General features: G+C 66.2%; 26 protein-coding genes. 21 read left to right on the plus strand and 5 right to left on the minus strand.

Features of this window, described 5'->3' with window-relative positions; all coding sequences use genetic code 11:
• Window positions 1-3 precede the first annotated feature (3 nt).
• Window positions 4-309: a DsrE family protein gene (locus D3877_RS21850; RefSeq protein WP_119832882.1), complete on the plus strand. Its 306-nt coding sequence runs from the start codon at window positions 4-6 to the stop codon at window positions 307-309.
• Between the two features lie 61 nt (window positions 310-370).
• On the opposite strand, the gene D3877_RS21855 is transcribed toward D3877_RS21850, so the two are convergent.
• Together D3877_RS21855 and D3877_RS21860 are read right to left on the minus strand one after the other, a co-directional pair.
• Window positions 371-1,018: a bifunctional 4-hydroxy-2-oxoglutarate aldolase/2-dehydro-3-deoxy-phosphogluconate aldolase gene (locus D3877_RS21855; RefSeq protein ID WP_119832883.1), complete on the minus strand. Its 648-nt coding sequence runs from the start codon at window positions 1,016-1,018 to the stop codon at window positions 371-373.
• Entirely contained in the window at window positions 1,015-1,935 is a 921-nt protein-coding gene (locus tag D3877_RS21860; protein ID WP_119832884.1) for a MurR/RpiR family transcriptional regulator, read from the minus strand. Before D3877_RS21860 ends, D3877_RS21855 begins: the two co-directional genes overlap by 4 nt.
• A gap of 258 nt (window positions 1,936-2,193) precedes the next feature.
• On the opposite strand from D3877_RS21860, the gene kduI reads away from it, so the two are divergent.
• The 12 genes from kduI to D3877_RS21920 all read left to right on the plus strand — a co-directional run bounded on the left by kduI (window position 2,194) and on the right by D3877_RS21920 (window position 12,220).
• A complete protein-coding gene (kduI, locus tag D3877_RS21865) occupies window positions 2,194-3,030 on the plus strand; it encodes a 5-dehydro-4-deoxy-D-glucuronate isomerase (RefSeq protein WP_119832885.1) in 837 nt (278 codons plus the stop codon).
• Window positions 3,027-3,788 (plus strand): 2-dehydro-3-deoxy-D-gluconate 5-dehydrogenase KduD, encoded by a 762-nt coding sequence (kduD, locus tag D3877_RS21870; RefSeq protein WP_119832886.1) that lies wholly within the window; start codon window positions 3,027-3,029, stop codon window positions 3,786-3,788. Before kduI ends, kduD begins: the two co-directional genes overlap by 4 nt.
• 194 nt (window positions 3,789-3,982) lie before the next feature.
• Window positions 3,983-4,666: an amino acid ABC transporter permease gene (locus D3877_RS21875; protein ID WP_119832887.1), complete on the plus strand. Its 684-nt coding sequence runs from the start codon at window positions 3,983-3,985 to the stop codon at window positions 4,664-4,666.
• A 17-nt stretch (window positions 4,667-4,683) separates the two neighbouring features.
• The gene (locus D3877_RS21880) at window positions 4,684-5,346 is read left to right on the plus strand and encodes an amino acid ABC transporter permease (RefSeq protein ID WP_119832888.1); all 663 of its coding nucleotides are present in this window, start codon (window positions 4,684-4,686) and stop codon (window positions 5,344-5,346) included.
• The gene (locus tag D3877_RS21885) at window positions 5,321-6,049 is read left to right on the plus strand and encodes an amino acid ABC transporter ATP-binding protein (protein WP_119832889.1); all 729 of its coding nucleotides are present in this window, start codon (window positions 5,321-5,323) and stop codon (window positions 6,047-6,049) included. The genes D3877_RS21880 and D3877_RS21885 overlap by 26 nt, the downstream gene beginning before the upstream one ends.
• 41 nt (window positions 6,050-6,090) lie before the next feature.
• Window positions 6,091-6,891: a transporter substrate-binding domain-containing protein gene (locus D3877_RS21890; RefSeq protein ID WP_119832890.1), complete on the plus strand. Its 801-nt coding sequence runs from the start codon at window positions 6,091-6,093 to the stop codon at window positions 6,889-6,891.
• A gap of 154 nt (window positions 6,892-7,045) precedes the next feature.
• The gene (locus tag D3877_RS21895; protein ID WP_119832891.1) at window positions 7,046-7,786 is read left to right on the plus strand and encodes an SDR family oxidoreductase; all 741 of its coding nucleotides are present in this window, start codon (window positions 7,046-7,048) and stop codon (window positions 7,784-7,786) included.
• 28 nt (window positions 7,787-7,814) lie between these two features.
• On the plus strand, window positions 7,815-8,657 hold the full coding sequence (locus D3877_RS21900; protein WP_119832892.1) for a fumarylacetoacetate hydrolase family protein: 843 nt from the start codon (window positions 7,815-7,817) through the stop codon (window positions 8,655-8,657).
• 7 nt (window positions 8,658-8,664) lie between these two features.
• Complete coding sequence (locus D3877_RS21905) at window positions 8,665-9,594, plus strand: 2-hydroxyacid dehydrogenase (RefSeq protein ID WP_119832893.1); 930 nt, start codon at window positions 8,665-8,667, stop codon at window positions 9,592-9,594.
• Between the two features lie 2 nt (window positions 9,595-9,596).
• Entirely contained in the window at window positions 9,597-10,535 is a 939-nt protein-coding gene (locus tag D3877_RS21910) for a sugar kinase (RefSeq protein WP_119832894.1), read from the plus strand.
• Window positions 10,532-11,305, plus strand: coding sequence for a GntR family transcriptional regulator (locus tag D3877_RS21915; RefSeq protein WP_119832895.1), 774 nt, complete (start codon window positions 10,532-10,534; stop codon window positions 11,303-11,305). The genes D3877_RS21910 and D3877_RS21915 overlap by 4 nt, the downstream gene beginning before the upstream one ends.
• Window positions 11,306-11,503: 198 nt before the next feature.
• Window positions 11,504-12,220 (plus strand): FadR/GntR family transcriptional regulator, encoded by a 717-nt coding sequence (locus D3877_RS21920; RefSeq protein WP_119833153.1) that lies wholly within the window; start codon window positions 11,504-11,506, stop codon window positions 12,218-12,220.
• Window positions 12,221-12,247: 27 nt separating this feature from the next.
• Here D3877_RS21920 and D3877_RS21925 read toward each other — a convergent pair whose 3' ends face one another.
• Window positions 12,248-14,440 (minus strand): methyl-accepting chemotaxis protein, encoded by a 2,193-nt coding sequence (locus tag D3877_RS21925; RefSeq protein WP_119833154.1) that lies wholly within the window; start codon window positions 14,438-14,440, stop codon window positions 12,248-12,250.
• A gap of 555 nt (window positions 14,441-14,995) precedes the next feature.
• Between D3877_RS21925 and D3877_RS21930 the strand changes: the two genes are divergently transcribed.
• From D3877_RS21930 to D3877_RS21955, 6 genes are all read left to right on the plus strand, one after another.
• On the plus strand, window positions 14,996-15,991 hold the full coding sequence (locus D3877_RS21930) for a TRAP transporter substrate-binding protein (RefSeq protein ID WP_119832896.1): 996 nt from the start codon (window positions 14,996-14,998) through the stop codon (window positions 15,989-15,991).
• A 70-nt stretch (window positions 15,992-16,061) separates the two neighbouring features.
• Window positions 16,062-16,601: a TRAP transporter small permease gene (locus tag D3877_RS21935; protein ID WP_119832897.1), complete on the plus strand. Its 540-nt coding sequence runs from the start codon at window positions 16,062-16,064 to the stop codon at window positions 16,599-16,601.
• Entirely contained in the window at window positions 16,592-17,875 is a 1,284-nt protein-coding gene (locus tag D3877_RS21940; RefSeq protein ID WP_119832898.1) for a TRAP transporter large permease, read from the plus strand. The genes D3877_RS21935 and D3877_RS21940 overlap by 10 nt, the downstream gene beginning before the upstream one ends.
• A 110-nt stretch (window positions 17,876-17,985) precedes the next feature.
• Window positions 17,986-18,318, plus strand: coding sequence for a cupin domain-containing protein (locus D3877_RS21945; protein WP_119832899.1), 333 nt, complete (start codon window positions 17,986-17,988; stop codon window positions 18,316-18,318).
• The gene (locus tag D3877_RS21950) at window positions 18,315-19,394 is read left to right on the plus strand and encodes an aldose epimerase family protein (RefSeq protein ID WP_119832900.1); all 1,080 of its coding nucleotides are present in this window, start codon (window positions 18,315-18,317) and stop codon (window positions 19,392-19,394) included. The genes D3877_RS21945 and D3877_RS21950 overlap by 4 nt, the downstream gene beginning before the upstream one ends.
• Before the next feature lie 275 nt (window positions 19,395-19,669).
• Window positions 19,670-22,288: a methyl-accepting chemotaxis protein gene (locus D3877_RS21955; protein ID WP_199720887.1), complete on the plus strand. Its 2,619-nt coding sequence runs from the start codon at window positions 19,670-19,672 to the stop codon at window positions 22,286-22,288.
• Window positions 22,289-22,324: 36 nt separating this feature from the next.
• Here D3877_RS21955 and D3877_RS21960 read toward each other — a convergent pair whose 3' ends face one another.
• Window positions 22,325-23,665, minus strand: coding sequence for a DUF3422 family protein (locus tag D3877_RS21960; RefSeq protein ID WP_199720888.1), 1,341 nt, complete (start codon window positions 23,663-23,665; stop codon window positions 22,325-22,327).
• Complete coding sequence (locus tag D3877_RS21965; protein WP_119832902.1) at window positions 23,662-23,856, minus strand: hypothetical protein; 195 nt, start codon at window positions 23,854-23,856, stop codon at window positions 23,662-23,664. The genes D3877_RS21960 and D3877_RS21965 overlap by 4 nt, the downstream gene beginning before the upstream one ends.
• A gap of 311 nt (window positions 23,857-24,167) precedes the next feature.
• On the opposite strand from D3877_RS21965, the gene D3877_RS21970 reads away from it, so the two are divergent.
• Together D3877_RS21970 and D3877_RS21975 are read left to right on the plus strand one after the other, a co-directional pair.
• Complete coding sequence (locus tag D3877_RS21970) at window positions 24,168-25,433, plus strand: MgtC/SapB family protein (RefSeq protein ID WP_119832903.1); 1,266 nt, start codon at window positions 24,168-24,170, stop codon at window positions 25,431-25,433.
• A gap of 109 nt (window positions 25,434-25,542) precedes the next feature.
• Window positions 25,543-26,097: a hypothetical protein gene (locus D3877_RS21975; protein WP_147395254.1), complete on the plus strand. Its 555-nt coding sequence runs from the start codon at window positions 25,543-25,545 to the stop codon at window positions 26,095-26,097.
• Window positions 26,098-26,134: the final 37 nt, after the last annotated feature.

Below are 26,134 nucleotides of genomic sequence, written 5' to 3' on the forward strand. Positions count from 1 at the left end.
ACCATGGAACAAGCGCTGTTGCGGTTGGTCATCCACGCGCCGACGCCGGGCGCGCTGGAACGGGGGCGGCGCAACGCCGCCAATCTGCGGAAACTGCGGCCCGACGCGGAGATTCGCATCGTCGCCAACGCCGGGGCGGTCGCGGCGGCGCTGGACCAGCCCGATCCGGCGACCGATTCCGTGCTGCGGATCTGCGGCAACAGCCTGAAGGCGCTGGGCCGCGAGGCGGGCGGGCTGACGGTGGTTCCGGCGGCGGTTCTCGACATCGCCGAGGCGCAGGCCGAGGGCTGGAGCTACCTGCGCGCCTGACAGCAATTCTGACAAAAGAAAAATGGAGCGGGGGGCGTATCGACCCGCCCCCCGCTCCAGGTCACGCCGCCTTGGCCGCCTTGTAAGCGTCCAGAAGCTGGCGTCCAGCGTTCAAAATTCCGTCGCGGTCGCCGCGCTTGACCAGCGATTCATCGACCAGCTTGCCGCCCGCGCCGACGCAGGCGACGCCCGCCGCGACATAGGCCGCGACGTTGCCCGCGTCGATGCCGCCGGTGGGGACAAAGCGCACGCCGGGGAACACCGATTTCAGCGCCTTGATGTGCGCCGGGCCGACGGTGGAGGCCGGGAAGATCTTGATGGCGTCGGCCCCGGCCAGAATGGCGGCGTGGACCTCGGTCGGGGTCAACGCGCCCATCAGGCAGGCCACGCCATGGGCGCGGCAGGCGGCGGCCACCTCCGGCACGACGCAGGGGGAAACGACGTAGCGGGCGCCCGCCGCGACCACCTCGGCGACGCCGGCGGCGGTCAGCACGGTTCCGGCCCCGATCAGGGCGCCGCCCTGGGCGCTCAGCTCGGCGATCAGGCCGACCGCGCCGGGGGTGGTCATGGTGATTTCAAAGGTGCCGTAACCCGCCTCGCGCAGCCACGTCATGGCGGTGCGCGCCAGATCGGCGGAGCTGTTGCGGATCACCGGCACCACGCCAAAGGCGGCGAGCTGGTCGAGAATCGCGGCGGGGGTGTCGGTCATGGCGCGTCCTTCGCGGGCAAGAGATTGGCGAGCGGTTGGGCGGCTGGCGGAACGACCGCCATCCGGTGGCGACCGCGCAGCGCGGCCTTGATGCGGGCAAGCCGCTGGTTGGTTTCGGGCGGCGACAGCAGGCCGACCGCGACGGTCAGCGCGTCCACCAGCGCCAATTGCGCCAGGCGCGAGGCCATCGGCGTGTGCACGGCGGTGTCCTCGTCCACCTCCACCGCCAGCAGCAGATCGGCGAGCGCCGCCAGCGGCGCGCGGGCGCTGGTGATGGCGATGACGCAGGCGCCGCCGTCGCGCGCGATGGTCGCGGCGTCGAGGATCTCGGCGCTGGTGCCGGTCTTGGAAATCGTCAACAGAACGTCGTTGGGGCCAAGCGTCGCCGCCGCCATGGTTTGCAAATGCGCGTCCGACGACGCGGCGACCGAGGGCAGCAGGCGGAACAGCTTGTGATGGGCGTCGATGGCGACGGATCCCGACGCGCCGACGCCGACGATCTCCACCCGGCCCGCCTGAGTCAGCCGCCGCGCGGCGCGTTCCAGCGCCGTGGCGTCCAACGTGTCGCGCAGGCGGACCAGCGCGTCGATGGATCGGTTCATCACCTTTTCCGCCGCGCTCGACACGCTGTCGTCGGGCGACAGATCGCGCACCAGGGCCAAGGCGCCGTCCGCGACCTGCGCCCGCGCGGCGCTGGCCGCCAGATGCTGGGCGAGGCGCAGTTTGAAATCCTGGAACCCGGCGAACCCCACCGCCCGGCAGAAGCGGACCACCGTCGGCTCGCTGACCTCCGCCTTCGCGGCGAGCTGGGCGATGCTGTCGCCCACCACCGCGTCCGGCGCCGCCAACACAACCTGAGCCACCGCCAATTCGGCGCGGCGCAGATGCGGCAGGGAGGCGTGCAGGCTGGCGAGCATGGGGGGTCCACAGGTTGATTTTGTAGCTGTACTACAAGAATCAGCCTTCGTCGAGGGCGATATGAAGCCGGGCTACACACTGTTGGCGGACAACTCTGTTCGTGGGGCGATGGATTCCCGCTTGACTGATATACTAGTATATCCTATTGCTGCCTCCAGACACCGGCGCTCGCCAGCGCTCCGCCAGCAGGACGGCTTGACCGGGCGAAGCGCGGCTTCCCAGCCCACCCTTTCCCCGTCGGCCCCCAGGGAGACAGCATGAACATCGATCTTCGCTACGCGCCGCACCCCGACGACGCCAAGGGTTACGACACCGCCGCGTTGCGTCGTCATTTCCTGATGGAAAAGCTGTTCCAGCCGAACGAAATCCATCTGACCTACAGCACGGTGGACCGGGTGGTGGTGGGTGGCGTATTGCCGACGACGGACTCAGTCGCGTTGACCGCGCCGAAGGAAATCGGCTCCCCCACCTTTTTGGCGCGGCGCGAGATGGGCGTGTTCAACGTCGGCGCGCCGGGCCGCGTGGTGGTGGACGGAACGACTTACGAGATGGGCAAGCGCGACGCGCTCTACATTGGCAAGGAGAGCGTGGACGTCCGCTTTGAAAGCGTCGATCCGACCGACCCGGCCAAATTCTATCTGATGAGCACGCCCGCCCACGCCCGTTTTGAAACCCGCCTCATCCGCCAGGATCAGGCCAAGACGATGGCGGTCGGCGACGGCGCGACCTCCAACAAGCGGGTGATCTACCAATACATCCTGCCGGGCGTCTGCGAGACCAGCCAACTGGTGATGGGGCTGACGCAGTTGGAGCCGGGCAGCATGTGGAACACCATGCCCGCCCACAGCCATGGCCGCCGTTGCGAGGTGTATTTCTACTTCGACCTCGCCGAGAACGCCCGCATCTTCCACCTGATGGGCGAGCCGACGGAAACCCGCCACATCGTGGTGAAGAGCGACGAGCTGGTGATCTCGCCAAGCTGGTCGATCCATTCCGGCGTCGGCACCAGCAACTACGCCTTCATCTGGGGCATGGGCGGCGACAACGTCGATTACACCGACATGGATTGGATCCCGATGGAGACGCTGCGATGAGCCGCTCCCCCTTTGATCTGACCGGCAAAACGGCGCTGGTGACGGGGGCCAACACCGGCTTGGGCCAAGCCGTCGCCGTGGCGTTGGCCGAGGCCGGGGCCGGGATCATCGCCGTGGGCCGTTCCGCCATGGACGAAACGGCGGGGTTGGTCGCGGCCACCGGCGTTCCCTTTCAGGAGATCCGCGCCGATCTGTCGAGCGTCGCCGCCGTCGCCCCGGTGATGGAGCAGGCGCAGGCGACCGGCGCGCGGGTGGACATTCTGGTCAACAACGCGGGCATCATCCGCCGCGCCGACGCGGTGGACTTCACCGAAGCCGATTGGGACGACGTGATGAACGTCAACCTGAAGACCACCTTCTTTCTGACCCAGGCGGTGGGCCGGGCGATGATCGGCGACGGGCGCGGCGGCAAGATCATCAACATCGCCTCGCTGCTGTCCTTCCAGGGCGGCATCCGCATCCCGTCCTACACCGCCAGCAAAAGTGGTCTGGCCGGGCTGACCCGGCTGCTGGCCTGCGAATGGGCGGGCAAGGGGATCAACGTGAACGCCATCGCGCCCGGCTATTTCGACACCAACAACACCGAAGCCCTGCGCAACGATCCAAAACGCAACGCCGACATCCTGGCCCGCATCCCCGCCGGTCACTGGGGCCAACCCAAGGAGTTGGGCGGCGCCGCCGTGTTCCTGGCCTCCGCCGCGTCGGATTACGTGCATGGCGTGGTGCTGCCGGTCGATGGCGGGTGGATGGCGCGGTGAGTTGTTTCGCCATGCCCCCTCCCTAACCCTCCCCCGCTCACGCGGGAGAGGGGATGGCGTGCCCCTGTTCATAAGGCCCCCTCTCCCGCGTGAGCGGGGGAGGGTTGGGGAGGGGGCAAGCGCCGCAAGGGCCTTTTTCCCCACAATCACCAAAGACCCGACGCCAAGCCGGGCTGACATCGGGAGGACGCCTTGTGAAATACACGTTCGACTTCGCCAGCCTGCAAGAATACTGGCCGGAGTTTCTGCGCGGCGCGCTGATGACGTTGGAAATGACGGTCATCGCCTGCGTCTTTGGTCTGGTCATCGGCGTGCTGTGCGCCATCGGGCGGCGGGGAAAGCGCAAATGGCTGGCGGCCCTGTGCGGCGCCTATGTCGAGGTGGTGCGCAACACGCCCTATCTGATCCAGATCTTCTTCATCTTCTTCGGCCTGTCGTCCGCCGGGTTGAGGCTGCCGATCTTCGCCGCCGCCGTGCTGACCATGGTCTTCAACGTCGGCGCCTACACCGCCGAAATCGTGCGGGCGGGCATGGACACCATCCATCCCGGCCAGATCGAGGCGGCGGAGGCGTTGGGCCTGTCGGTTCCGCAAATCTATTGGGACGTCATCCTGCGCCCGTCGCTGGAGCGGGTCTATCCGTCGCTGACCGGGCAGTTCGTGCTGATGATGCTGTCATCCTCCGTCACCTCGCAGATTTCGGCGGAGGAGTTGACCGGCGTGGCGAACTCCGTCCAGTCGGAAAGCTTCCGCTCCTTTGAAACCTTCATCGTCGTCGCCGGGCTGTATTTCGTTTTGGCGATGCTGCTGAAGCTGGCCTTTCACCTGTTCGGGCAGGCGATTTTTCCGCGCCGCCGCCGTCTCGGCACGCCGTTGTAAGGCCGGAGGGAACCATCATGGGCGGAAGCTTCACCATCAACCATCTGGTCTATCTGCTTCAGGGCATGATGTGGACGGTCGTGCTGTCGGCGTTGGCCTTCCTGTTGGGCAGCGTCGCCGGGTTCGGCGTCATGCTGATGCGCACCGCGCGCACGCGCCTTTTGCGGCAGATCTCTTTCGTCTATGTCCAAGTGATCCAAGGCACGCCGCTGTTGATCGTGCTGTTCGTCGTCTATTTCGGTCTGGGCGTCGTCGGGATCGAACTGCCGCCGCTGCTCGCCGCCGGGGTGTCGCTGATGGTCTATTGCAGCGCCTTTCTCGGCGAAATCTGGCGCGGCTGCGTGGAATCGGTGCCGCGCACCCAGTGGGAGGCGGCGGAGGGGCTGGCGCTGACCCGTTGGCAAACGCTGGTCGACGTCATCCTGCCGCAAGCCGCGCGCATCGCCACGCCGCCGACCGTCGGCTTTCTGGTCCAGGTTCTCAAAAGCACCTCGCTCGCCTCGGTCGTCGGCTTTGTCGAACTGACCCGCGCGGCGCAGGTCGTCAACAACTCGCTGTTCACGCCGTTCCTCGTCTTCGGGATCGCGGGCGTTCTGTATTTCGCCCTGTGCTACCCGCTGTCGCGCTGGAGCCGTTCGCTTGAGAGGAAGCTCAATGTCGGCCGTCGTCAAGCTGCATGACATCCACAAATCCTTCGGCAGCGTCGAGGTGCTGAAGGGCGTGTCGTTCGAGATCGACAAGGGCGAGGTGGTCGCCATCATCGGGCGCAGCGGTTCGGGCAAGAGCACGGCGCTGCGCTGCATCAACCGACTGGAAACCATCCAATCCGGCACGCTGGAGGTCTGCGGCCACCGCATCGACCACGCCGACCTTGATCTGCGCGCGCTGCGCCAGGATGTCGGCATGGTGTTCCAAAGCTACAACCTCTTCCCCCATTTGACGGTGGAGGAAAACATCACGCTGGCCCCGCGCCGGGTGAAGAAGCTGCCGACCCGCGACGCCCGCGCGCTGGCGCTGTCGTCGCTGGAACGGGTCGGGCTGGCCGAGAAGATCGACGCCTACCCTGAGCAACTGTCCGGCGGTCAACAGCAGCGCGTCGCCATCGCCCGTTCGCTGGCGATGCAGCCGAAGGTGATGCTGTTCGACGAAGTGACCTCGGCGCTCGACCCGCAACTGACCGGGGAGGTGCTGCGCGTCATGGAAATTCTGGCCCAGGGCGGCATGACGATGGCGGTGGTCACGCATGAAATGGCCTTCGCCCGCCGCGTCGCCGACCGGGTGATTTTCATGCATCAGGGCCGCGTCTGGGAAACCGGCCCCGGCGCGATGCTGGACGACCCGCAAACGCCCGAACTGCGCGCCTTTCTGGCCAACGGCCTGTGACGCTCGCCCTTTTCAAAAAACAAAACTGGAGGAAACCGACGATGCGCATCCGCAAACTTCTCGCCGCCACCGTGACCGCCGTCGCCGCCCTGTGGCTGGCCGCCGCGCCGGTGGCCCACGCCGACCAGTTGGACGACATCCTGAAGGCCAAAAAGATCCGCATCGCCGTGGCGATGGGCATTCCGCTCTTCGCCTTTGTCGACAAGAACGTGAAGGCCACCGGCTCCGACGTGGAAACCGCCCGGCTGCTGGCCCGCGACATGGGCGTTGAGTTGGAGCTGGTGGAGATCACCAACGCCGCCCGGGTGCCGACCATCCAAACCCGCAAGGCCGATCTTCTGATCGCCACGCTGGCGATCACGCCGGAACGCAAGAAGGTGGTGGATTTCACGATTCCCTACGCGACGCTCGACATCATCGTCGCTGGAACCGCCGACAACGCGATCAAGGGGTATGATGACCTGAATGGCAAAAAGATCGGTCTGACCCGCGCCACCGTCAACGACAGCATGGTGACGAAGGGGGCCAAGGGGGCGGAGATATTGCGTTTCGAGGATGACGCGACGCTCATCACCGCCGCCGTGTCGGGGCAGGTCGACGTCGTGTCCACCCAAACCGCCGTGCTGGCGGCGATGAACGAAAAACGCCCGCAAAGCCTGTTGAAGGTCAAATTCGTTCAGCAGGAGCTGAATCTCGGCATCGCGCTGCCACAGGGCGAGGACCGGCTGAAGGCGTGGGTGAACGCTTGGCTTAAGACCAATTTCGAGAATGGCAAGATGAACGCCATCTTCTCGTCCTTTCACGACCGCGATCTGCCTGCGGATTTGCTGACGCGTCAGTGAGACGCGCAAAGGTCACGCCGCGCGCCCCCTCCCTAACCCTCCCCCGCTGCGCGGGAGAGGGGACAGGTTCGGCTTCCGCCACAATCTCCCTCTCCCGCGCAGCGGGGGAGAGTCGGGGAGGGGGCCTGTTCCTGCCGCAACATCAGGACCAACCATGCCCGGACGACTTCACGGCAAAACCGCCATCATCACCGCCGCCGCGCAAGGCATTGGCCGGGCGACGGTGGAGGCCTTCGCGCGGGAGGGCGCGCGGGTCTGGGCGCTCGACATCAACGACGCGCGCTTGGCCGACCTCGCCGCCCTTCCCGGCGTGACCACCCGGCGGCTCGACCTGCGCGACGCCGCCGCCATCGCCGCGACGGTGGCCGACATCGGGCCGGTGGACGCGCTGTTCAACTGCGCGGGCTTCGTCCACAGCGGCACGATTCTGGACTGCGACGACGACGCCTTTGATGTCAGCGTCGATCTGAACGTCAAATCCATGCACCGGATGATCCGCGCCGCGCTGCCCGGCATGGTGGAGAAGGGCGGCGGCTCCATCGTCAACATGGCGTCGGTTGCGTCGAGCGTGAAAGCGGTGCCGAACCGCTACGTCTACAGCCTGACCAAGGCGGCTGTGATCGGCTTGACCAAGGCGGTCGCCGCCGATTTCATCGGGCGCGGAATTCGCTGCAACGTCGTCTGCCCCGGCACCGTCGAATCCCCCTCGCTGGAGGAGCGCTTGCGCGCGCAGGGCGATTATGCGACCACCCGCGCCGCTTTCGTCGCCCGCCAGCCCATCGGGCGGTTGGGAAAGCCGGAGGAAATCGCCGAGCTGGTGGTCTATCTTTCCTCCGACGCGGCGGGCTACACCACCGGGGCGGTCCATGTGATCGATGGCGGTTGGGCGGCTTGACACTGTTTCACATTCACGGGGAACTCCGATGAAACTGCTTCGTTACGGCCCGGTCGGCCAGGAAAAGCCCGGTCTGCTCGATTCCGTGGGCCGCATCCGCGACCTGTCCGCCCAAGTCCCCGACATCGCGGGCGCTGTGCTGTCGCCTGAAGGGCTGGACGCGCTGCGCACGCTGGATCCGGAGTCACTGCCGTTGGTGGTGGGCGATCCGCGTCTGGGGCCATGCGTCGCCGGGACCGGGAAATTCATCTGCATCGGCCTGAATTACTCCGATCACGCGGCGGAAACCGGGGCGACCGTGCCGCCGGAACCGATCATCTTCATGAAGGCGACCAGCGCCATCACCGGCCCGAACGACGTCATCGAAATCCCGCGCGGCTCGTTCAAGACCGATTGGGAGGTCGAGTTGGGCGTCGTCATCGGCAAGACGGCGAAATACGTGTCCGAAGAGGACGCGATGGAGCATGTCGCCGGTTACTGCGTCATCAACGACGTGTCGGAGCGCGCCTTCCAGACCGAACATCACGGCCAATGGACCAAGGGAAAATCGGCGGACAGCTTCGGCCCGACCGGCCCCTGGCTGGTGACGCGCGACGAGGTCGCCGACCCGCAGGCCCTGCCGATGTGGCTGGAGGTCAACGGCCACCGTTACCAGAACGGCAGCACGGCGACGATGGTCTATGGCGTGCGTTTCCTGGTGTCCTATCTGTCGCGCTTCATGTCGCTGCAACCCGGCGACATCATTTCGACCGGCACGCCGCCGGGCGTCGGCATGGGGCAGAAGCCGCCGACCTATCTGAAGGCGGGCGACGTGGTGACGCTGGGCATCGACGGGCTGGGCAGCCAGCGCCAGACCACCGTGCAGGGCTGACCCCACGATGAGCCAGACCGGCATCGACATTCTGCTCACCGCGCCCATGCCCCCCGGCGTGGCCGAGGATCTGGCGGAGCGCTTCCTTGTGCATGGGCCGGAGGTGGTCGAGTCCCCCGGCTTCGCCGAACTGGCTCCGCGCATCCGGGGGCTGGCGGCGCGTCCGCCGGTTCCGGTGACGGCGGCGCTGCTGGAGGCGCTGCCCAATCTGGAAATCCTGTCCTCCTACAGCGCCGGATTGGACTATGTCGATCTGGGCGCGGCGCGGCGGCGCGGTCTGGCGATCGCCAACACGTCGGCGGCGCTGACCGACGACGTGGCCGACACGGCCATCGCGCTGATGCTAGCGACGCTGCGCCGCTTCTCGGCGGCGGAACGCTTCGTTCGGGCCGGGGCCTGGGCCGAGGGAGCCTTTCCGCTGTCGCGCAGTTTGGCCGGGCGGCGGTTGGGAATCATCGGGCTGGGGCACATCGGGGCGGCCATCGCCGCGCGGGCGGCGGTGTTCGGCCTGTCGGTCGCCTATCACGGGCCACGCGAAAAGGCGGCCTTCCCCTATCCCTTCCACCCGACGGCGGAGGGTTTGGCGGCGGCGTCCGACCTTCTGGTGGTCTGTTGTCCAGGCGGGCCAGAAACGCGCCATCTGGTGAACGCGGCGGTTTTGCGCGCGTTGGGGCCGGGTGGCGTCGTCGTGAATGTGGCGCGCGGCAGCGTGGTGGACGAGGACGCGCTGTTGGCGGCGCTGGCCAACGGGACCATCGCCGGGGCCGGGCTGGACGTGTGCGAGCATGAACCGACGCCGCGCCCGGAATTGATCGGCCATCCCGACATCGTGCTGCTGCCCCATGTCGGTTCGGCGACGGAAGAGACGCGGGCGCGCATGGCGCGGATGATGCGCGACGCGCTGGTGACTCATTTTGCAGGCAAGGGAAGCGTTTGAGAATGACGAGCATCGCGGCCATCGGTGAGTGCATGGTGGAGATCCGGCGGACCGGCGACGGAACCGCCCGCTTCGGCTTCGGCGGCGACACGCTGAATTGCGCGCTGTATCTGGCCCGGCTGGGCGTGGCGGTCGATTATGTGACGCTGCTGGGCGATGATCCCTACAGCGCCGACATGCTGACGGCTTGGGCGGCGGAGGGCGTCGGCACGGGCCGCGTCGTCCGTCTGCCCGGGCGGATGCCCGGCCTGTACGTGATCGAAACCGACGCCACGGGCGAACGCTCCTTCTTCTATTGGCGCGACCGCGCCCCGGCGCGCGAGCTGTTCACCCACCCCGACGCGGCGCCCCTGGTGGACGCCTTGCCCGGTTACGGGTTGTTGATGCTGTCCGGCATTTCCCTGTCGCTCTATGGCGAGGAGGGGCGGGCGCGGTTGCACGCGGCGCTGGACCGGGCGCGCGCCGCCGGGGCCAAGGTGGCCTTCGACACCAACCTGCGCCCGCGCGGTTGGCCCAGCCTGGACGCCGCCCGCGACGCCTACGCCGCGCTCTCGGGCCGAGTGGACATCGTGCTGTCGGGGGTGGAGGACGAGGCGTTGCTGTTCGGCGCGGAAGCTCCCACGGCCATCATCGACCGTTGGCGCGCGGCTGGCGCCAGCGAAATCATCGTGAAGAACGGTGGCGACGGCTGTCTGGTGTGGGAGCAGGGCGGCGCGGTTGATGAGGTTCCGGCGACGCGGGTGACGCGGGTGGTGAACACGACGGCGGCGGGCGACAGCTTTTGCGCGGGCTATCTGGCGGCGCGGCAAGCCGGGCAGGGGATCGCGGCGGCGGCGCGGCTTGGCCATCGGCTGGCCGGAATCGTCATTGGCCATCCCGGCGCCATCGTTCCGGCGGAGGCGACGGCGGCGGTTGTCGCGGAACTGCGGGGGGCGGCATGACGGCGGCGGATGACGCTTCCGCCTCCGGCCCGGCTCTGAACGGGCCGCGCCGGCGAGCGCCAAAACCGGCGGCGGTGGCCCGCGAGCGTGGCTTGACCGCAGCCCAACAGGTCTACCAGCAGCTCCGCGCTGAAATCCTGGGCTTGCACCGCAAGCCGGGCGAACCGATCAGCGAAAAGGATCTGGCTCAGGCCCATGGCGTCAGCCGCACCCCGGTGCGCGAGGCCGTGCTGAAGCTGGCCTCGGAACGCTTGATCGAGGTGTTTCCGCAATCCGGCACCTTCGTCGCCCGCATCCCGCTGTCCGATCTGCCGGAAACCATCGTCATCCGCTCGGCGCTGGAAGAGGCCAGCGTGCGCCACGCCGCCGAACGGGCGACGGCGGATCAGGTCGCGCGCCTGTCGGCGATCATCGACCGGCAACGCGCCATGGCGGCGGCGGCGGACCGGGACGGCTTCCATCTGGCCGACGAGGATTTCCACGCGGCTTTGTCCGAGGCCGCCGGCTTGCCCGGCGTGTGGACGCTGATCCAACAGGTCAAGGTGCAGATCGACCGTTACCGCCGTCTGACCCTGCCCGAACCGGGCCGGATGGAGCGGGTGATCGGTGAGCACGCGGCGGTGGTCGCCGCCATCGCCGCCCATGACGGCGACGGCGCCGCCCGCGCGATCAAGCATCATCTGGAAAAGCTGCGCGAGGGCATCGACGCCTTCCGCATCGAGGAGCCGGACTGTTTCATCGACGACCGCCCGCCACGCGGGTCGGCCTGAATCCTTCACAGCGATGGAGAGTTTTTAAAAAGAGAAGGCGGATTTTTTTCAGGGTCTGGATCGCATGTGGGCTGGCGACGTGGGTCGCCGGTCTTGTCGGCGTTGGCCAATACTCCCAATTGCGGCGTTCCTATAGGTCAACTTGTCTGCTAACATGATCTGTAGGATCTGTTGTGGCAGGTGTTGGGAATGGCGAAGATGGCCGGTTTGACGTTGCAGCCCAAGCGCAAGGAGCGGCTGGGCGATCAGCTTTATGGACAAATCCTGGAGCAGATCGTGTCCGGCGCGCTGAAAGAGGGCGACAAGCTGCCGTCGGAAAAGGAACTGTGCCTGATGTTCGAGGTTTCGCGCCCTGTGGTGCGCGAAGCCATGATGCTGTTGCAGGCCGATGGTCTGGTCGTCGCCCGCCAGGGATCGGGCACCTATGTGCAGCGCCGCCCGCCGCAGGGCTTGATCGCCATCGCCGGGGCGTCCGACATCGCCGGAATCCTGCGCTGCTACGAGTTGCGCGTGCCGTTGGAGGGGGAAGCGGCGGCGCTCGCCGCCAAACGCCGTTCGTCGGAACAGCTTGGCCAGATCAAGGCGGCGCTCGACGATCTGGGCCGGGTGGTCGAGGCCCGCGCGTCGGCCAGCGCCGCCGATTTCGCCTTTCACCGCGCGGTGGCGGAGGCCAGTTGCAACGAGATGTTCGTCTCGATCCTGGAATCCCTGCACGCCGCGATTGAAAACTCCATGGCGGTGGCGCTGAACATCACGCGCGAAGGCTCCGACCAGCGGATCCGCCGGGTTTTGGACGAGCACAGCCGGATTTACGAGGCCATCGCCATGGGCGACGCCGACGCCGCCAACCTCGCCATGCGCTACCACATCAACCGCGCCCGCCAGCGCATCACCGACCAGCACCAAGACGTCTAAGCGGCGGCGCGCATCGCCGCCGCCAAATCACGCCGAACGGACCTGACGCAGGAAGCGGTCGATCTGCTGCAACAGGCGGGAGGTTTCGTTCGACACCTGCCCGGCGACCGACAGCACGGCTTGCGCTGATTCGCCGGTCTGTCCGGCGGCGGTGCGGACCTGCCCGATGTTTTCCGACGCCTGCGCCGTGCCACCCGCCGCCTGTTGGACGTTGCGGGCGATTTCCGCCGTCGCCGCGCCTTGCTCCTCGACGGCGGCGGCGATGCCGGTGGCGATGTCGTTCAGTCGGGCGATGGTGGCGCCAATCGTGCGGATGGCGCCAACCGCCTCGTTGGTGGCGGTTTGCATCGCGCCGACTTGCCCGGCGATTTGATCGGTCGCCTTGGCGGTTTGGCTGGCGAGTTGTTTGACCTCTGAGGCCACGACGGCGAAGCCCTTGCCCGCCTCCCCGGCGCGGGCCGCTTCGATGGTGGCGTTCAACGCCAACAGGTTGGTTTGCCCGGCGATGTCGGTGATGAGATCCAGCACGGCGCCAATCCGGGTGGCGGCGTCGTTCAGGCTGCGCATGGTGGCGTCGGTGCGTTGGGCGTCCTGCGCCGCCTGCCCGGTGATCGTCGCCGATTCCGTCACCTGGCGGGAGATCTCGCTGATCGACAGCGACAGTTGATGCGCCGCCGAGGCCGCGCTGTCCACGTTGCTGGACGCCTGTTGCGCCGCCGCCGCCGCGCTGCCCGCTTGGCGGGAGGTGTCCTCGGCGGTTTCCACCATGGTGGACGCGGTTTCGTGCATCTGGGTGGCGGCGGCGGACACGGTTTCCACCACGATCTTGACGCCGCTTTCAAATTGATCGGCGATGGTCAGCATCGCCTGCCGCCGCTCGCCCGCCGCCCGCGTCCGCTCGCTTTCGGCTTCGGCGCGGGTGTGTTCGACCTCCCGCGCGGTGTCGCGGAAGATTCGCAGGGCCGCGCCCATTTCGGCGATCTCGTCGCGCCCGTCCAGCGCGATGTCGGTGTCGAGATCGCCCGCCGCGATGCGCCGCATGCCGCTTTTCAACGTCATCAACCGCCGCACCACGCTGCGCCCGACATAAAGCCAGACAACGAGAATCGACACGATGACGCTGACCACGCTGACGGCGATTTGCGTCAAACGGCTGTTGTCCAGCATCCGCCCGGTGGCGCCGCTGGCCGCCGCGATGCCGCGTTCCTGATTCTGCACCATCGCGGCGATGCTGGTCGCCATCCGCTCGGTCAGGGCGTGGTTGCTCTCCAGCAGAGCCAAGGACTGGCTTTGGATCGCCAACTCCTTGCGGCGCGACTCAATCAGGGCGTTGTCGCCAAGGGCTATGCTCCGCAACGCTTTGGTTTGGGCGCCAATGGCGGCGGCCAGTTTTTCCGGCAGCAGAGCGGCGGCGTTGGCGAGGTTGGCGAAGACCAGACCCAACCGGGTTTCGATGATGGACAAGCGTTGCTCGTCGCTGCTTCCAGAGGCTTCCAACAGCATGTTGCGGGCGCTGGTGGCTTCCTCGATCACGCCGATCAGCGGCTTGGCCCGCTTGCTGACATCGTTCAGCGTGTCGGCGGCGCCGCGCAACTCATCGGCGGACGAATCGGCGTCGGCCAGGGTCTCGCGCGCCTGCTCCTCTTCGTTGGCCATCACGGTGCGCCAGGGAGCGGTGAATTTCTGGATCTGGCCGTCGGCCTCCAGCAGTTTGGGCAGCAGGGCGGCCCGCTGTCCGGCGTGGCGAACCCGTTCGGCGGCGGCGGCGTCCAACTGGGCCAGATTGCCAAGCAGGGCCTTTGACGCCTCTTCGATGGCGGCGAGCTGCTCGCCGCCCGACCCGGTGGCCCGCAGGCGATCCAGGCGGTTGGCGAACTCTTGACGGGCCTGCTGGATGCGGGCGGACACCTCTTCGCGCGTCTTGACGTCGCTGGCCGACGACAGGGCGGGGGCCAGCGCGACCAGCCGTTCGGCTTGCTGGGCGACGGACATGCCCTCTTTCATGGCGGGGACGGCCTGCCCAACGATGACGTCGATGGTGGCGCGCACGTTGGCGTAACCGGCCAAGGCCACCGCCGCCGCGATCAGCGTGCCCGACAGAACCACGCCGATGGCGATCATCAGCTTGCCGCGCAGCCCGGAATACCATGGGCCGTTGGTTTCGTCGGCGTGCTTGGAGCCGTGGGGATCCTGGGTCGCCGCTGTTTGCGTCACTGCCATCGTCGCCTTGTTTGACATCTCGTTCGCCCCATCGTCAACGCGCCGCCCTGCGAACCCTGAATCGTTCAGACGCCGCACAAAGTCATCTTACCACTTGACCACTTGCGCGCGACGCGGCTAGAGTGGCTTTAGCGGGTCCAATCAATGGCTGGCCAAACAAAGTGTTTGCGGAGTCGTCGAAAGCCGCCGCTCCAAACGCAGAGCTGGCCAAGCCGATCCACACAAATCGGACGCCATTGAACAGGTGCAACCCCGTTGACGATATGAATGCGCAAAGTGACGTAAGAAAGAAATAAGGAGAATCCACAAGCGATCCCGGATTGAGACAGGAATCGATGGTGGTTGTCTGAGAATTTCGGGTCAGTTGTCTGACAGAACCCGCATACGGTTCTGAACGGGTTACGGGTTTTCCACAATTCATTCGTTTTTGTTGATGAACAAAGGCGTTGGCGCGGCGCACGGCGTCGCGCCGTGCGTCAGCCTTATCCAGACCCCACACACCAAACGCGAACGCGGCCTTGCCGCCGCGCGCGAACAACAACGGAGGAGACGTTGATGTCCGGGTTGCTTCGTTCACTGGCCGTCGCTGCGGCGCTCACTTTTGGCGCGACGGTCGCCCTGACCGCGCCCATGACCGCCCAAGCGCGCGATTTCCGCTCCGCCGACGTCCACCCCGCCGACTATCCGACCGTTGAAGCGGTCAAGCAGATGGGCCGCGCGCTTGCCGAGAAAACTGGCGGCAAGATGAACATCCGCGTGTTCCCCTCGGGCGCGCTGGGCACGGAAAAGGACACCATCGAGCAGTTGAAGCTTGGTGGCCTCGACATGATGCGGATCAACGTCGGCGCCTTGAACAGCGTCGTTCCGGAAACTCTTGTCACCGTGTTGCCCTTCATCTTCCGCGACACCGCCCACATGCGCAACGTGCTGGACGGCCCCATCGGCGAGGACATTCTGAAGGCGATGGAAGCGCAGGGGCTGATTGGTCTGGCCTTTTACGACAGCGGATCGCGCTCCTTCTACACCGCCAAAAAGCCGATCAAGTCGCTTGAGGATTTCAAGGGCCTGAAGATCCGCGTCCAGCCCTCGGAACTCTTCGTCGGCATGGTCAACGCGCTGGGGGCCAACCCGACGCCGATGCCCTATGGCGAGGTCTACACCGCGCTGAAGACCGGCATCGTCGATGGGGCCGAGAACAACTGGCCGAGCTATGAATCCTCCCGCCATTTTGAAGCGGCCCGCTATTACAGCCTGACCGAACATTCGTTGGCCCCGGAAGTGCTGGTCTTCTCCAAGCCCATCTGGGACCGGCTGTCGAAGGACGATCAAGCGTTGATCCGCAAGGCGGCCAAGGACTCCGTTCCCTACATGCGCAAGCTGTGGGACGAGCGCGAGATCAATTCCCGCAAGCTGGTGGAGGCGGGCGGCGCCCAGATCACCACCATCGCCAACAAGCAGGAACTGATCGACGCGATGAAGCCGGTCTACGAGAAGTTCGCCAACACCCCGGCCCTGCAAAGCCTCGTCACCCGCATTCAACAGAGCAAGTAACGATCAAGGCCGGTTCGGACGGCGGGCGTTCCGCAACGCCCGCCGCCCGCCCCGGCCCCTGGGAGCAGCCATGATGCAAGATTGCTTGGTGGACGGCGGAACGCGCGCGCAACCCCGGCGGCTTTTGACCTCGGTGAACATCACCCTGGCGCGGATCAGCACGGTGATCGCGGTCACAGGATTGATGAGCATCGTCGCCATCGTTTTTTATGAGGTTGTCGGACGTTACGTCTTCAACCAGACGCCGACCTGGGCGGAAAGTCTGGCCCTGGTTCTGGTGCTGTACGTGACGATGCTGGGCGCGGCGGTCGCTGTGCGCGACGCCGGGCACATCGGCATGGATTCGGTGGTCGTGCTGCTGCCCCTGCATGTTCAGCGTTGGTTCGAGATCGTCATTCACATCCTGGTCGCCGGGTTCGGCGCCGCGATGGCCTACAACGGCTGGATCCTTGGCATGTCGGTGTCGTCCTACCTGATCCCCAATCTGGGCCTGCCGGAAATCTCACGCTACATCCCGCTCAGCCTGTCGGGTTGCCTGATCGTCCTGTTCTCCGTCGAGCATACGCTCGCCCTGCTGCGCCATGAAGAGGTCGAGCCGACATGGAATTGATCGTCCTTTCCGTCTCATTCTTCGGTCTGTTGATCCTGGGCGTTCCCGTCGCCTTCGCCATCGGCCTCTCGTCGCTCTTCACGATTATGTATGAGGGGCTGCCCAGCGCCGTCATCTTTCAACAGATGACCTCGGGCATGAACATCTTCTCTTTCCTGGCGATTCCCTTCTTCGTCTTTTCCGGCGAGTTGATGCTGCATGGCGGCATCGCCGACAAGATCGTGACGCTGGCCCGCAACATGGTCGGCCACATCCGGGGCGGGTTGGGCATGGCGAACGTCGTCGCCTGCACGCTGTTCGGCGGCGTGTCGGGATCGCCGGTGGCCGACGTGTCGGCGATGGGATCGGTGATGATTCCGATGATGAAGCGCGAGGGCTACCACACCGATTACGCCGTGAATGTGACGACGCACGCCTCCCTGGTCGGCGCGTTGATGCCGACCAGCCACAACATGATCCTCTATTCGCTGGCGGCGGGCGGCAAGGTGTCCATCGGCTCGTTGATCGCCGCCGGGCTGATGCCGGTGGTGGTGATGACGGCGTGCATGCTGGCGGCGGCCTATTTCGTGGCGGTGAAGCGCGGCTATCCGGCGGGAACCTTCCCTGGCTGGCCGACGGTGCTCCAATCCTTCCTGTACGCTCTGCCCGGCCTGTTCGTCGTGGCGATCATCCTGGGCGGCATTTTGCTGGGCATCTTCACGGCGACGGAAGGCGCGTCGGTGGCGGTGGTCTATTCGCTGGGCCTGACCGTTTTCGCCTACAAGACGCTGACCTGGCCGAAATTCGTCACGGCGACGATGAAAGCGGTGAAGACCACCGGCGTCGTGCTGCTGTTGATCGGCGTCTCCACCATGTTCCAATATCTGATGGCGCTGTATGGGGTCGCCGATCTGACCGGCGAGATGATGGCGGGCATTTCGTCCAACCCCTGGGTCATCTTCCTGCTCATCAACATCATCCTGTTCGTTCTCGGCACCTTCATGGACATGGCGAGCACGATCCTGATCTGCACGCCGATCTTCCTGCCCATCGCCCAGCAATACGGCATGGATCCGGTGCAGTTCGGCATGGTGATGCTCATCAACTGCGCCCTGGGTTTGAACACCCCGCCGGTCGGCACCACGCAATTCGTCGGCTGCGCCATCGGCGGGATTTCAGTGGGCGAGGTGATGAAGACCATCATGCCCTTCTACGCGGCGCTGATTTTGGCGCTGGGGCTTGTGACCTACATGCCAGCCTTCTCCATGTGGTTGCCGCGCCTGCTGATCCATTGAGCCTGTTCGTTTTCTGAGCGTGCGTTCCTCCCCAACTCGCGGCCCGGCGCATGTCCCATGCGGCGGGCCTTCTTTTCCGTCCGATCTTTTGCTGACGAGGATGCTGAATCATGAAAATTTTGGCCGATGCGGCGCAAGAGACGCCGGTCATCACGCCCGAGGGGGCCGAGCGCCGGGTGTTGAGCCATGGCGCCGGGTTGATGCTGGTCGAATTCACCTTCAAGGCGGGCATCGTCGCGCCGATGCACAGCCACCCGCATGAGCAGGTTGGTTACGTGGTGTCGGGCGCGCTCGATCTGACGATGGACGGCTACGGAACCCAGCGCTTGGGGCCGGGGGCCAGCTATTACGTGCCACCCGGCACGATGCACGGCGTGACGATCCTGGAGCCGACCGTGCTGGTCGACGCCTTCACCCCAATCCGGGATGATTTTTTGGCATGACGACGACGGAGCCGCCGCCGCCCGTCGCGCTCGCCCCCGCCGCCTTTCGCGGGGAAATCGACGGAGCGCCGACCGCGTTGTGGACTCTGACCGGCGACGGCGGCGTCACCGTCAATCTGTGCGATTTTGGGGCGCGGATCGTTCAGATTCTGGCCCCGGATCGTCAGGGCCGGTTGGGCGACGTGGTGTTGGGTTATGACAGCCTTGCGGCGATCCAGGGCGGACAGCCGTCGATGGGGGCCTTCATCGGGCGTTTCGCCAATCGCATCGCCCATGGGCGCTTCACGCTTGACGGGGTGGAGCGGCGTTTGGCCCGGAACGGCGGCGCGCACCATCTGCATGGCGGGCTGAAAGGCAGCCGCTTTCGCGTGTTCGACGCCGAACGCCTCGCTCCCGGAGCCGTCCGCATGAGCCTGACCTACGCCGATGGCGAAGAAGGCTATCCGGGGGAGCTGCGCTCCTCCGTTCTCTACCGGCTCGACGGCGACACGCTGCGGTTGGAGTATGAGGCGACCACCGACCGCCGCACCGTGGTGAACTTCACCGGCCACGCCTTTTTCAATTTGGCGGGGCGGGGGACGATCCTCGACCATCGGCTGACGATGAACGCGCGGTCGTTCCTGCCCATCGACTCCACCGCCATTCCCACGGGCGAAATCCGCGCCGTCGCCGGAACGCCGTTCGACTTCACCCGCCCTCACCCCATCGGCGCGCGCATCGACGCGGACGACGAACAGCTTCGTCACGCCGATGGCTACGACCACACGCTGGTCATCGACAAGGCGCCCGGCGCGTTTGGATTGGTGGCGGTGTTCGAGGATCCGGCGTCGGGCCGCGTGCTGGAGGTGTCGAGCACGGAGCCGGGCGCGCAACTCTATTCCGGCAACGCGCTGACCGGCGCCGTCCCGCGCGATCTGGGCAAGGGGGGCGTGGCGTTCCAGCGGCGCGGCGGCTTCTGCATCGAACCGCAGGGCTTTCCCGACGCCCCCAATCACCCGCATTTCCCGTCGACGGTCCTGGAACCCGGCGCCATTTTCCGGGGAGTCATCGCCTACCGTTTCACGACGCAGACGTGAAACGGTGCATTCCCTGAAATCCGACCGACCGCCGACCAAAGCACGCGTGTCGCGTGCTTAAATCATTCAGTCGTGTTTAATAAATTAGGACTTTTCCGGTGATGATCTGTTGGTCACACTGGAGTATGGTTGGTAAGACAACCAATTAGAGGGCGTCAAGCAGCCGCGCGGCAACGCGTCGGGTGATTGGAGCAACTCCATAAGCATTGTCATAAATACGACACACAGGCGGCAAGCCTGGGAAAACAAAGCGGCGCCGGGAGGAAATGCACACGATGACCATCGACACCCACACTGTTTTGTCCCCATCCACAGCCAGACAAGGCCGCCGCTTTGGCGTGCGGGCCAAGTTGTTGTTGGCGTTTGCCGGGATGGCGGGCATGACGGTCGCCGCCAGTCTTGTCGGCTTGACGTCCTTCTCCGCCGTGGAAGGGCCGCTGACCCGGATCGTCGGCACCAGCCTGCCGGAAATGGAGCTGGCCAAGCGCCTGTCGGGCGAAAGCAGCGGCATCGCCGCCGCCGCCCCGACGCTGGACGCCGCCGAAAATCAAACCGCGCGGGAAACCCTTTTCACCGAAATCATGGGGCGCGGCAAGGGGCTGGTGGCGCTGGTCGATGAATTGGCCGCGCGTCGCCCGAACGACCCGCAATTGCCCGACGTCCGCGCCAAGACCAACGCGCTGATCGCCACGTTGGACGCGGAAAACAAGGCGGTGAGCCAGCGGCTGGCCGTGCGCGCCAAGCGCGAGGAAACCGTCATCGCGCTGTCCACCGCCTATGATGATTTCCTGGTCGCTCTGGCTCCGTTGACCGAGCGGGCGGGCGTCAAGCTGCGCGCCAAGGGCGAGGAGCTGGACGCCAGCACCGAAAAGGACATGGACGGTCTGACCGACGCCGTGCGGTCGCTCATCAGCCTGTATGAGTTGCGCGGCGACATCGGTTTGGCCTCGGAATCCATGGTGCGGGCGGGAACCGCCACCACGGCGATGGCCGTCACCACCCACCAGCAAGCCTATCTGGAGGCCGCCGCGCGTCTGGTCAGCGCCACCGCCCAGGTTGGCAGCCGGTTGAGCAAGACCACCTCCGACGCGCTCGACGAGTTTTTCCTGTTGGGCGACGGCGACGACGGCATCTTCGATTTGCGCCGCAAGGCGCTGGAAACCCCAGACGCCCAGCGCGCGCCGATTCTGGCCCGCATTGTCGAGCGGCTGGCGGACGCGCAGATGCAGCAAAGCGTGCTGGTTGGTCAGTTGGAAGCGCCCTTGATGCGGCTGAAGGCGGAAATTCGCCTGTCCGCCGTCAATGTCCGCTCGCAAACCCGCGATTCCATGCAGGAGTTGCTGGGCGACGGCTTGGCGCGCTTCCGCACCTATCTGGAGCTGTCCACCCAGGGCAACGCCCTGACCAGCGCGTTGAACGAAGCGGCGCAGGCCCCGAACGGCGCGCGGTTGCGCGTTCTGCTGTCGCGCTACGCCGCCGCCGCCAAGGCGTTGGACGAGAAAGTTAAATTCTTGAGCCAGGGTGGCGACGACGGCCTGCCCAAACTGGCCAAGGCGGCGGAAAAGCTGGCCTCTTTTGGCAAGGGCGACACCAGCCTGTTCGAACTGCGTCGGGCGGAGCTGAGCGCCATCAGCGACAACGAAGGCGTGTTGAACGAAAACCGCCAATTGGCTCAGCAATTCGCCATCACGGTGGACCGGCAGATCGCGGCGATGAAGGCCGAAGCCGATTTGGCCGCCGCCGACGCTTTGCGCTCCATCGACGCCGGGCGGATGGTGCTGATTTTGTTCGCGGTGGCCAGCCTGGTCATCGCCGCCGCGTTGGCTTGGTTCGTGGTTGGCCGCACCATCGTCGCCCGCATCAGCCAATTGTCGGACGCCATGCGCGCCATCGCGGGCGGCAATCTGGACGCGGCGATTCCGCAAGCGGGGTCTGACGAAATCGGCGACATGGCGCAAGCGCTGGTCGTCTTCCGCGACACCGCCAACCGCGCCAACGAGGCCGCCGCCCAGGCCGAGGAGGAGCGCGGCCGCGCCTCCCAGGAGCGTCGCCGCGCGCGGATCGAAATGGCGGAAAGCTTTGAAAGCAGCGTCCGCGCCGTTCTGCAACGGGTGTCGCACGCCGCCAGCGAGATGCAGGACATGGCCCAGCGGATGAGCCGCAACGCCGAAACCACCACCGGCGAAGCGGCGACCGCCGCCACCACCTCGCAACAGGCGGAGGGCAGCGTCAAGGCGGTGGCCGCCGCGACCGAAGAGCTGTCAGCCTCCATTCAGGAAATCGGCAGTCAGGTCAACACCTCCAGCCGCATCGCCCGCAAGGCGGTGGACGACGCCACCCGCACCGACCGCACGGTGGAAGGACTGTCGCACACCGCCAACAAGATCGGCGAGGTGGTGCAGCTCATCAACGACATCGCCAGCCAAACCAACCTGTTGGCCTTGAACGCCACCATCGAGGCGGCGCGCGCGGGCGAAGCGGGCAAGGGCTTCGCCGTCGTCGCGTCGGAGGTCAAGAGTCTGGCCAACCAGACGGCGAAAGCGACCGAAGAGATCTCCGGGCAGATCACGGCGATGCAGGCGGTGACTCAGGAAACGGTGGACGCCATCCGCTCCATCGCCGCGACGATCCGCGAAATCAACGACATCGCCACCAACGTGGCCGCTGCCGTCGATCAGCAGAGCGCCGCCACCCGCGAAATCGCCCGCAACGTGGTGGAGGCCGCCGACGGCACCCAGCATGTTCGCCGCAACATCGATTCGGTGGCGCGCGCCGCCGCTGAATCGGGCGAATCGGCGCACCGGGTGCTCGCCGCCTCCTCGACGGTGACGGAGGAGGTGCGGTCGCTCGGCTCGCAGGTCGATACGCTGGTGGACCGGATGCGGGCGGGCTGACCCGCGACGCAAGACGAACAGGGCAGGGGGGCGGCGTCAGCTTGGCGTCGCCCCAGCTCCGTGCAACAGCTTGCGCATCCGCCGCGCGCCCAGCCAAACCGTGGCCAGGATCGGCAGCACCAGCGCGCCGGTGACGTGGTGCAGCTCATGGCCGAACAGGGCGGACGACGCCCATTCCGCCAGATGGCCGAGCAGCGAGGCCAGATAGTAGGAAATGGCGATCACCGACAGCCCTTCCACCGTTTCCTGAAGCCGCAACTGCATGGTGGCGCGCCGGTCCATGGAATGCAGCAAATCGCGGTTCTGCCGCTCCAGCGCGACGTCCACCCGCGTGCGCAGCAACTCCGTCGCCCGCATGATCCGTTGCGACAGGTCGGTTTGCTGGCGGGCCATCGACCGACAGAACTGCATGGCGGGGGCCAGCCGCCGCTCCATGAACTCGCCAAAGGTCGGCGTGCCTTCGATGCGCTCCTCGCGCAGTTCGGCGATGCGCGATTCGACCAGGGCGTGATAGGCCAGCGTCGCGTTGAAACGGTAACTGCTGCCCGCGATCATGCCCTCAACGTTGGCGGCCAGTTCGGTCAGATCCTCCAACAGCCCATGCTCGACCTCGCCATGCGGGTTGCCCAGCATGCGGTTGGTCAGCTCCGCCGTGCGGGCCTCCGCCGCCGTCACCTCGGCCACCGAACGGCGGGCCATCGGCAGGGCGAGCAGCGCCATCATGCTGTAGGTTTCGATTTCCAAAATGCGTTGGATCAGCCGCCCGGCCTGCTGTTCGCGCAGCGCCGTGTCCCACAGCAGAAAGCGCGAAAACCCGTCGGGGCCGATGCGGAAATCGCTCCAGATCCGCGCGCCGCCGCCGAGAACCCGCGATCCCGCCACCGGGATGCCGCTGAAACAGCGGCTGTCGGCGTCGGACAGAATGTCGGGGCGGTCGCCCTTGCCGATGGCGACCTGGGCGGCGGCCAGAACGCGGCCTTGCAAGCCCTTCCACCAACTCATCGGCACCGCCTGAAGCAGCGCGTTGTCGAACGGATGGTCGAACACGCCGGGCAACAGCAGGGTGAAGCTGGTGAATTCGGTGTGTTGCTCCCACTTCAGCCGTAGATCGCCGAGATCAAGCGTGTGATGGGCTTGATCGACCTGTGGCGGGGTGACGCCAAGACAGCGGCAGAAGCTGGCCAGCAGATCGGCACCGCTCGGGCCATCCGGCGTGTCGAGCAGCGCGATGTGCAGCAAACGCGCCGGGGCTTCGACCGTCATGAAGGGGCGGGCGTGCATCTCCGCGTTCAACGACCAACGCAGCGGGTGGCTTTGCTCCCCCGCCGCGTTGGCGGCGCTGTCGGCGGCGGGGCGGCCCGCCGGCAAGGCGATCACCGGGAACCCGACGGCCGATCGCTGCGCACCGTCACCGGCTGCCAGATCATCGCCGCGCCGGCGCCGGCGCCGCAAGCCGCGCCGACGAAACCGTCGAGCGCGCCGCCCTGCGTCGGGGCTGTGTCCTGGGGCTGGCCCGCTTGCGCCGTTTCCGGTTGGGCCATGGTCTGCTGTTGAGATTGAGTGGTCATACCAGTTCCTCCTGTGGTGGGCGCCCGTCTATCAGATGGCCGAAAGCCAATCAACCAAAATCCAAGCAATCAGAGCCGAAATGATTCCGGCCCGGACAGTTCGGAAGCGTATGTTTCTTGGTCGCCACAACGGATCCGATTGGTGGTTAAGATCGGGCTTGTCGGCAGATTAACCGAAAAACCTGTCACCAATCTGTCAGGACTGCGGATTGTTTTAGTTTCTCATGAAACAAGCGGACGCGCGTCTGGCGTCACAGCGCCACGATCCGCATACTGTCGCTGGACCGACGGGATGAGGCCAAGGAGCGGGGATGGAGCAGGGAGAGGTTTTGGTTCGTTTGGCGGTCGCCCTGGGCGTCGGCCTGATCGTCGGGCTGGAACGCGGTTGGCAGCAACGCGACGCGGCGGACGGCAGCCGTGAATTGGGGCTGCGCTCCTTCGCGCTGGTTGGGTTGGCCGGTGGGGTTCTGGGGTTGCTCGCCCAATCCTTGGGCGCGGCGGTGTTCGGGCTGGCCCTGCTGGCGCTGGTGGGATTGCTGACCGCCTCCCATTGGCTGGCCGCCCGCGAGGACCGCGACCGGGGCTTGACCACCGAAGTCACGGCCATGACCGTTTTCGGGTTGGGCGGCATGGCGGCGGTCGGCCACGCCGTTCCGGCGGTGGCCTGCGCCGTGGTCATCGCCATTCTGTTGAGCGGCAAGCCGGTCCTGCACCGCTGGATCCGCGCCATCGCTCCGGTGGAACTGTCCGCCGCCCTGCAACTGGCGCTCATCACCGCCGTGGTTTTGCCGGTTCTGCCCGATCATGGCTATGGTCCCTATGGCGCGCTGAATCCCTACAGCATCTGGTGGATGGTGATTCTGGTCGCCGGGCTGTCCTTTGTCGGGCACGCCGCGTCCCGCTTGATTGGGGCGCGGCGGGGCGTGCTGTTGACCGCCGCCTTTGGCGGTCTGGCCAGTTCGACGGCGACGGCCTTGTCGCTGTCCCGCATGGCGGCGCGTCAACCGGGGCTGGAACACACGCTGGCCGCCGGGGTCGTCATGGCGTCGATCATCATGGTTCCCCGGATGATGCTGATGGCTTTGGCGATCGCTCCGGCGTTGTTGCCGTTTCTGTTGGCGCCGGTGCTGGCGATGGCGGTCAGCGGCGGCATTGCGGTTATCCTGCTGGTCCGCTCCGGGGCGGCGGAGCGCGCCGTCGAATCGACGGGCGCCCCGGCGTCCCCCTTTGAGTTGGGGATCGCCTTGAAGTTTGGCGCGCTGCTCGCCGGAATTCAGCTATTGGCGAGGGCCTTGCAGGATTGGTTGGGCGACGTCGGGCTTTACGCGTTGGCGCTCATCGCCGGGCTGGCCGATGTGGACGCCATGACCCTGTCCACCGGGGGGATGGTGAGCGGCGGCCTGCCGTTGTTCACGGCGGCCAGCGTCATTTTGCTGACGGCGGCGGTCAACACCACGGCCAAAACGGTGATCGTCGCCGTCGTCGCCGGAGGCCGGATGGCGCTCGCCGTCGCCGCGTCGCTGCTGGTCAGCCTGGCGCTGGGCGGCGCGGCGCTGTGGCTCTCGCCGTTGAACTGACGATCGGGCGCAACAACGATTTTCCATTTAAAGGTATGATTTTTACGAAGACTCCCGGATTGCTTGCCTACCCTCCGTGATGTTCATCCTTCAGGAGGAGAGTCCCCCGATGACCGCGTCCCCCAGCACGGGCAGCGCCCAACCATCCCCCTATTCCGATGATTTCACGTCTGACCGCTGGGCGTGGTTGGCCGGAACCTATTGGTATGTGCCGACCGAAACGCTGCCCGCTCTTCAGGTTGTCGACATTCGCGAACAGCGCAGCCGCATCATCAACGACCAAACCCTGTGGTTCATCGAGCGTTACGAATCCGGCTATCTGATCGGTCGGGCGGCCATCAGCCTGGATGGCGCGGAATTCTCGCCCTTGACGATGGTCGGCTCGGTCACGCCGCTGGGCGACGTGTCGGTGAGTTTCGCGTCCACCGACACCGTCAGCCTGTCGTTGCGCGACGGCGTCACGACCGCGTCGCTCAGCACCGGCGCGGGCCGCATGATCCAGCGCGATGGCGTCTGGGCGTTCCTGATGCAGATGACCAACGGGACCGGCGCCGGAAACGTCACCCATTGGTCCTACATGGTGCAATCGACGCCCAGCGATGAGTCCTGGGCCAATCTTCCCGGCATGCCGGGCGTCAGCATCGGCGACGTCTTCGCCGAGTGAGCGAGAGGGCAGGCGAGGGGAAAAAATCCCCTCGCCA

This window comes from Azospirillum cavernae (assembly GCF_003590795.1).
In the GTDB taxonomy this organism is placed as follows: domain Bacteria; phylum Pseudomonadota; class Alphaproteobacteria; order Azospirillales; family Azospirillaceae; genus Azospirillum; species Azospirillum cavernae.

Bases quoted from the DNA above. Each gene is read 5' to 3' on its own strand.
- D3877_RS21885 (WP_119832889.1), top strand. From the start codon at position 5,321: ATGTCGGCCGTCGTCAAGCTGCATGACATCCACAAATCCTTCGGCAGC.
- D3877_RS21855 (WP_119832883.1), bottom strand. From the start codon at position 1,018: ATGACCGACACCCCCGCCGCGATTCTCGACCAGCTCGCCGCCTTTGGC.
- D3877_RS21910 (WP_119832894.1), top strand. From the start codon at position 9,597: ATGACGAGCATCGCGGCCATCGGTGAGTGCATGGTGGAGATCCGGCGG.
- D3877_RS21935 (WP_119832897.1), top strand. From the start codon at position 16,062: ATGATGCAAGATTGCTTGGTGGACGGCGGAACGCGCGCGCAACCCCGG.
- D3877_RS21920 (WP_119833153.1), top strand. From the start codon at position 11,504: ATGGCCGGTTTGACGTTGCAGCCCAAGCGCAAGGAGCGGCTGGGCGAT.
- D3877_RS21940 (WP_119832898.1), top strand. From the start codon at position 16,592: ATGGAATTGATCGTCCTTTCCGTCTCATTCTTCGGTCTGTTGATCCTG.
- D3877_RS21955 (WP_199720887.1), top strand. From the start codon at position 19,670: ATGACCATCGACACCCACACTGTTTTGTCCCCATCCACAGCCAGACAA.
- D3877_RS21850 (WP_119832882.1), top strand. From the start codon at position 4: ATGGAACAAGCGCTGTTGCGGTTGGTCATCCACGCGCCGACGCCGGGC.
- kduI (WP_119832885.1), top strand. From the start codon at position 2,194: ATGAACATCGATCTTCGCTACGCGCCGCACCCCGACGACGCCAAGGGT.
- D3877_RS21860 (WP_119832884.1), bottom strand. From the start codon at position 1,935: ATGCTCGCCAGCCTGCACGCCTCCCTGCCGCATCTGCGCCGCGCCGAA.
- D3877_RS21905 (WP_119832893.1), top strand. From the start codon at position 8,665: ATGAGCCAGACCGGCATCGACATTCTGCTCACCGCGCCCATGCCCCCC.
- D3877_RS21895 (WP_119832891.1), top strand. From the start codon at position 7,046: ATGCCCGGACGACTTCACGGCAAAACCGCCATCATCACCGCCGCCGCG.
- D3877_RS21975 (WP_147395254.1), top strand. From the start codon at position 25,543: ATGACCGCGTCCCCCAGCACGGGCAGCGCCCAACCATCCCCCTATTCC.
- D3877_RS21900 (WP_119832892.1), top strand. From the start codon at position 7,815: ATGAAACTGCTTCGTTACGGCCCGGTCGGCCAGGAAAAGCCCGGTCTG.
- D3877_RS21880 (WP_119832888.1), top strand. From the start codon at position 4,684: ATGGGCGGAAGCTTCACCATCAACCATCTGGTCTATCTGCTTCAGGGC.
- D3877_RS21965 (WP_119832902.1), bottom strand. From the start codon at position 23,856: ATGACCACTCAATCTCAACAGCAGACCATGGCCCAACCGGAAACGGCG.
- D3877_RS21915 (WP_119832895.1), top strand. From the start codon at position 10,532: ATGACGGCGGCGGATGACGCTTCCGCCTCCGGCCCGGCTCTGAACGGG.
- kduD (WP_119832886.1), top strand. From the start codon at position 3,027: ATGAGCCGCTCCCCCTTTGATCTGACCGGCAAAACGGCGCTGGTGACG.
- D3877_RS21970 (WP_119832903.1), top strand. From the start codon at position 24,168: ATGGAGCAGGGAGAGGTTTTGGTTCGTTTGGCGGTCGCCCTGGGCGTC.
- D3877_RS21925 (WP_119833154.1), bottom strand. From the start codon at position 14,440: ATGGCAGTGACGCAAACAGCGGCGACCCAGGATCCCCACGGCTCCAAG.
- D3877_RS21950 (WP_119832900.1), top strand. From the start codon at position 18,315: ATGACGACGACGGAGCCGCCGCCGCCCGTCGCGCTCGCCCCCGCCGCC.
- D3877_RS21945 (WP_119832899.1), top strand. From the start codon at position 17,986: ATGAAAATTTTGGCCGATGCGGCGCAAGAGACGCCGGTCATCACGCCC.
- D3877_RS21930 (WP_119832896.1), top strand. From the start codon at position 14,996: ATGTCCGGGTTGCTTCGTTCACTGGCCGTCGCTGCGGCGCTCACTTTT.
- D3877_RS21890 (WP_119832890.1), top strand. From the start codon at position 6,091: ATGCGCATCCGCAAACTTCTCGCCGCCACCGTGACCGCCGTCGCCGCC.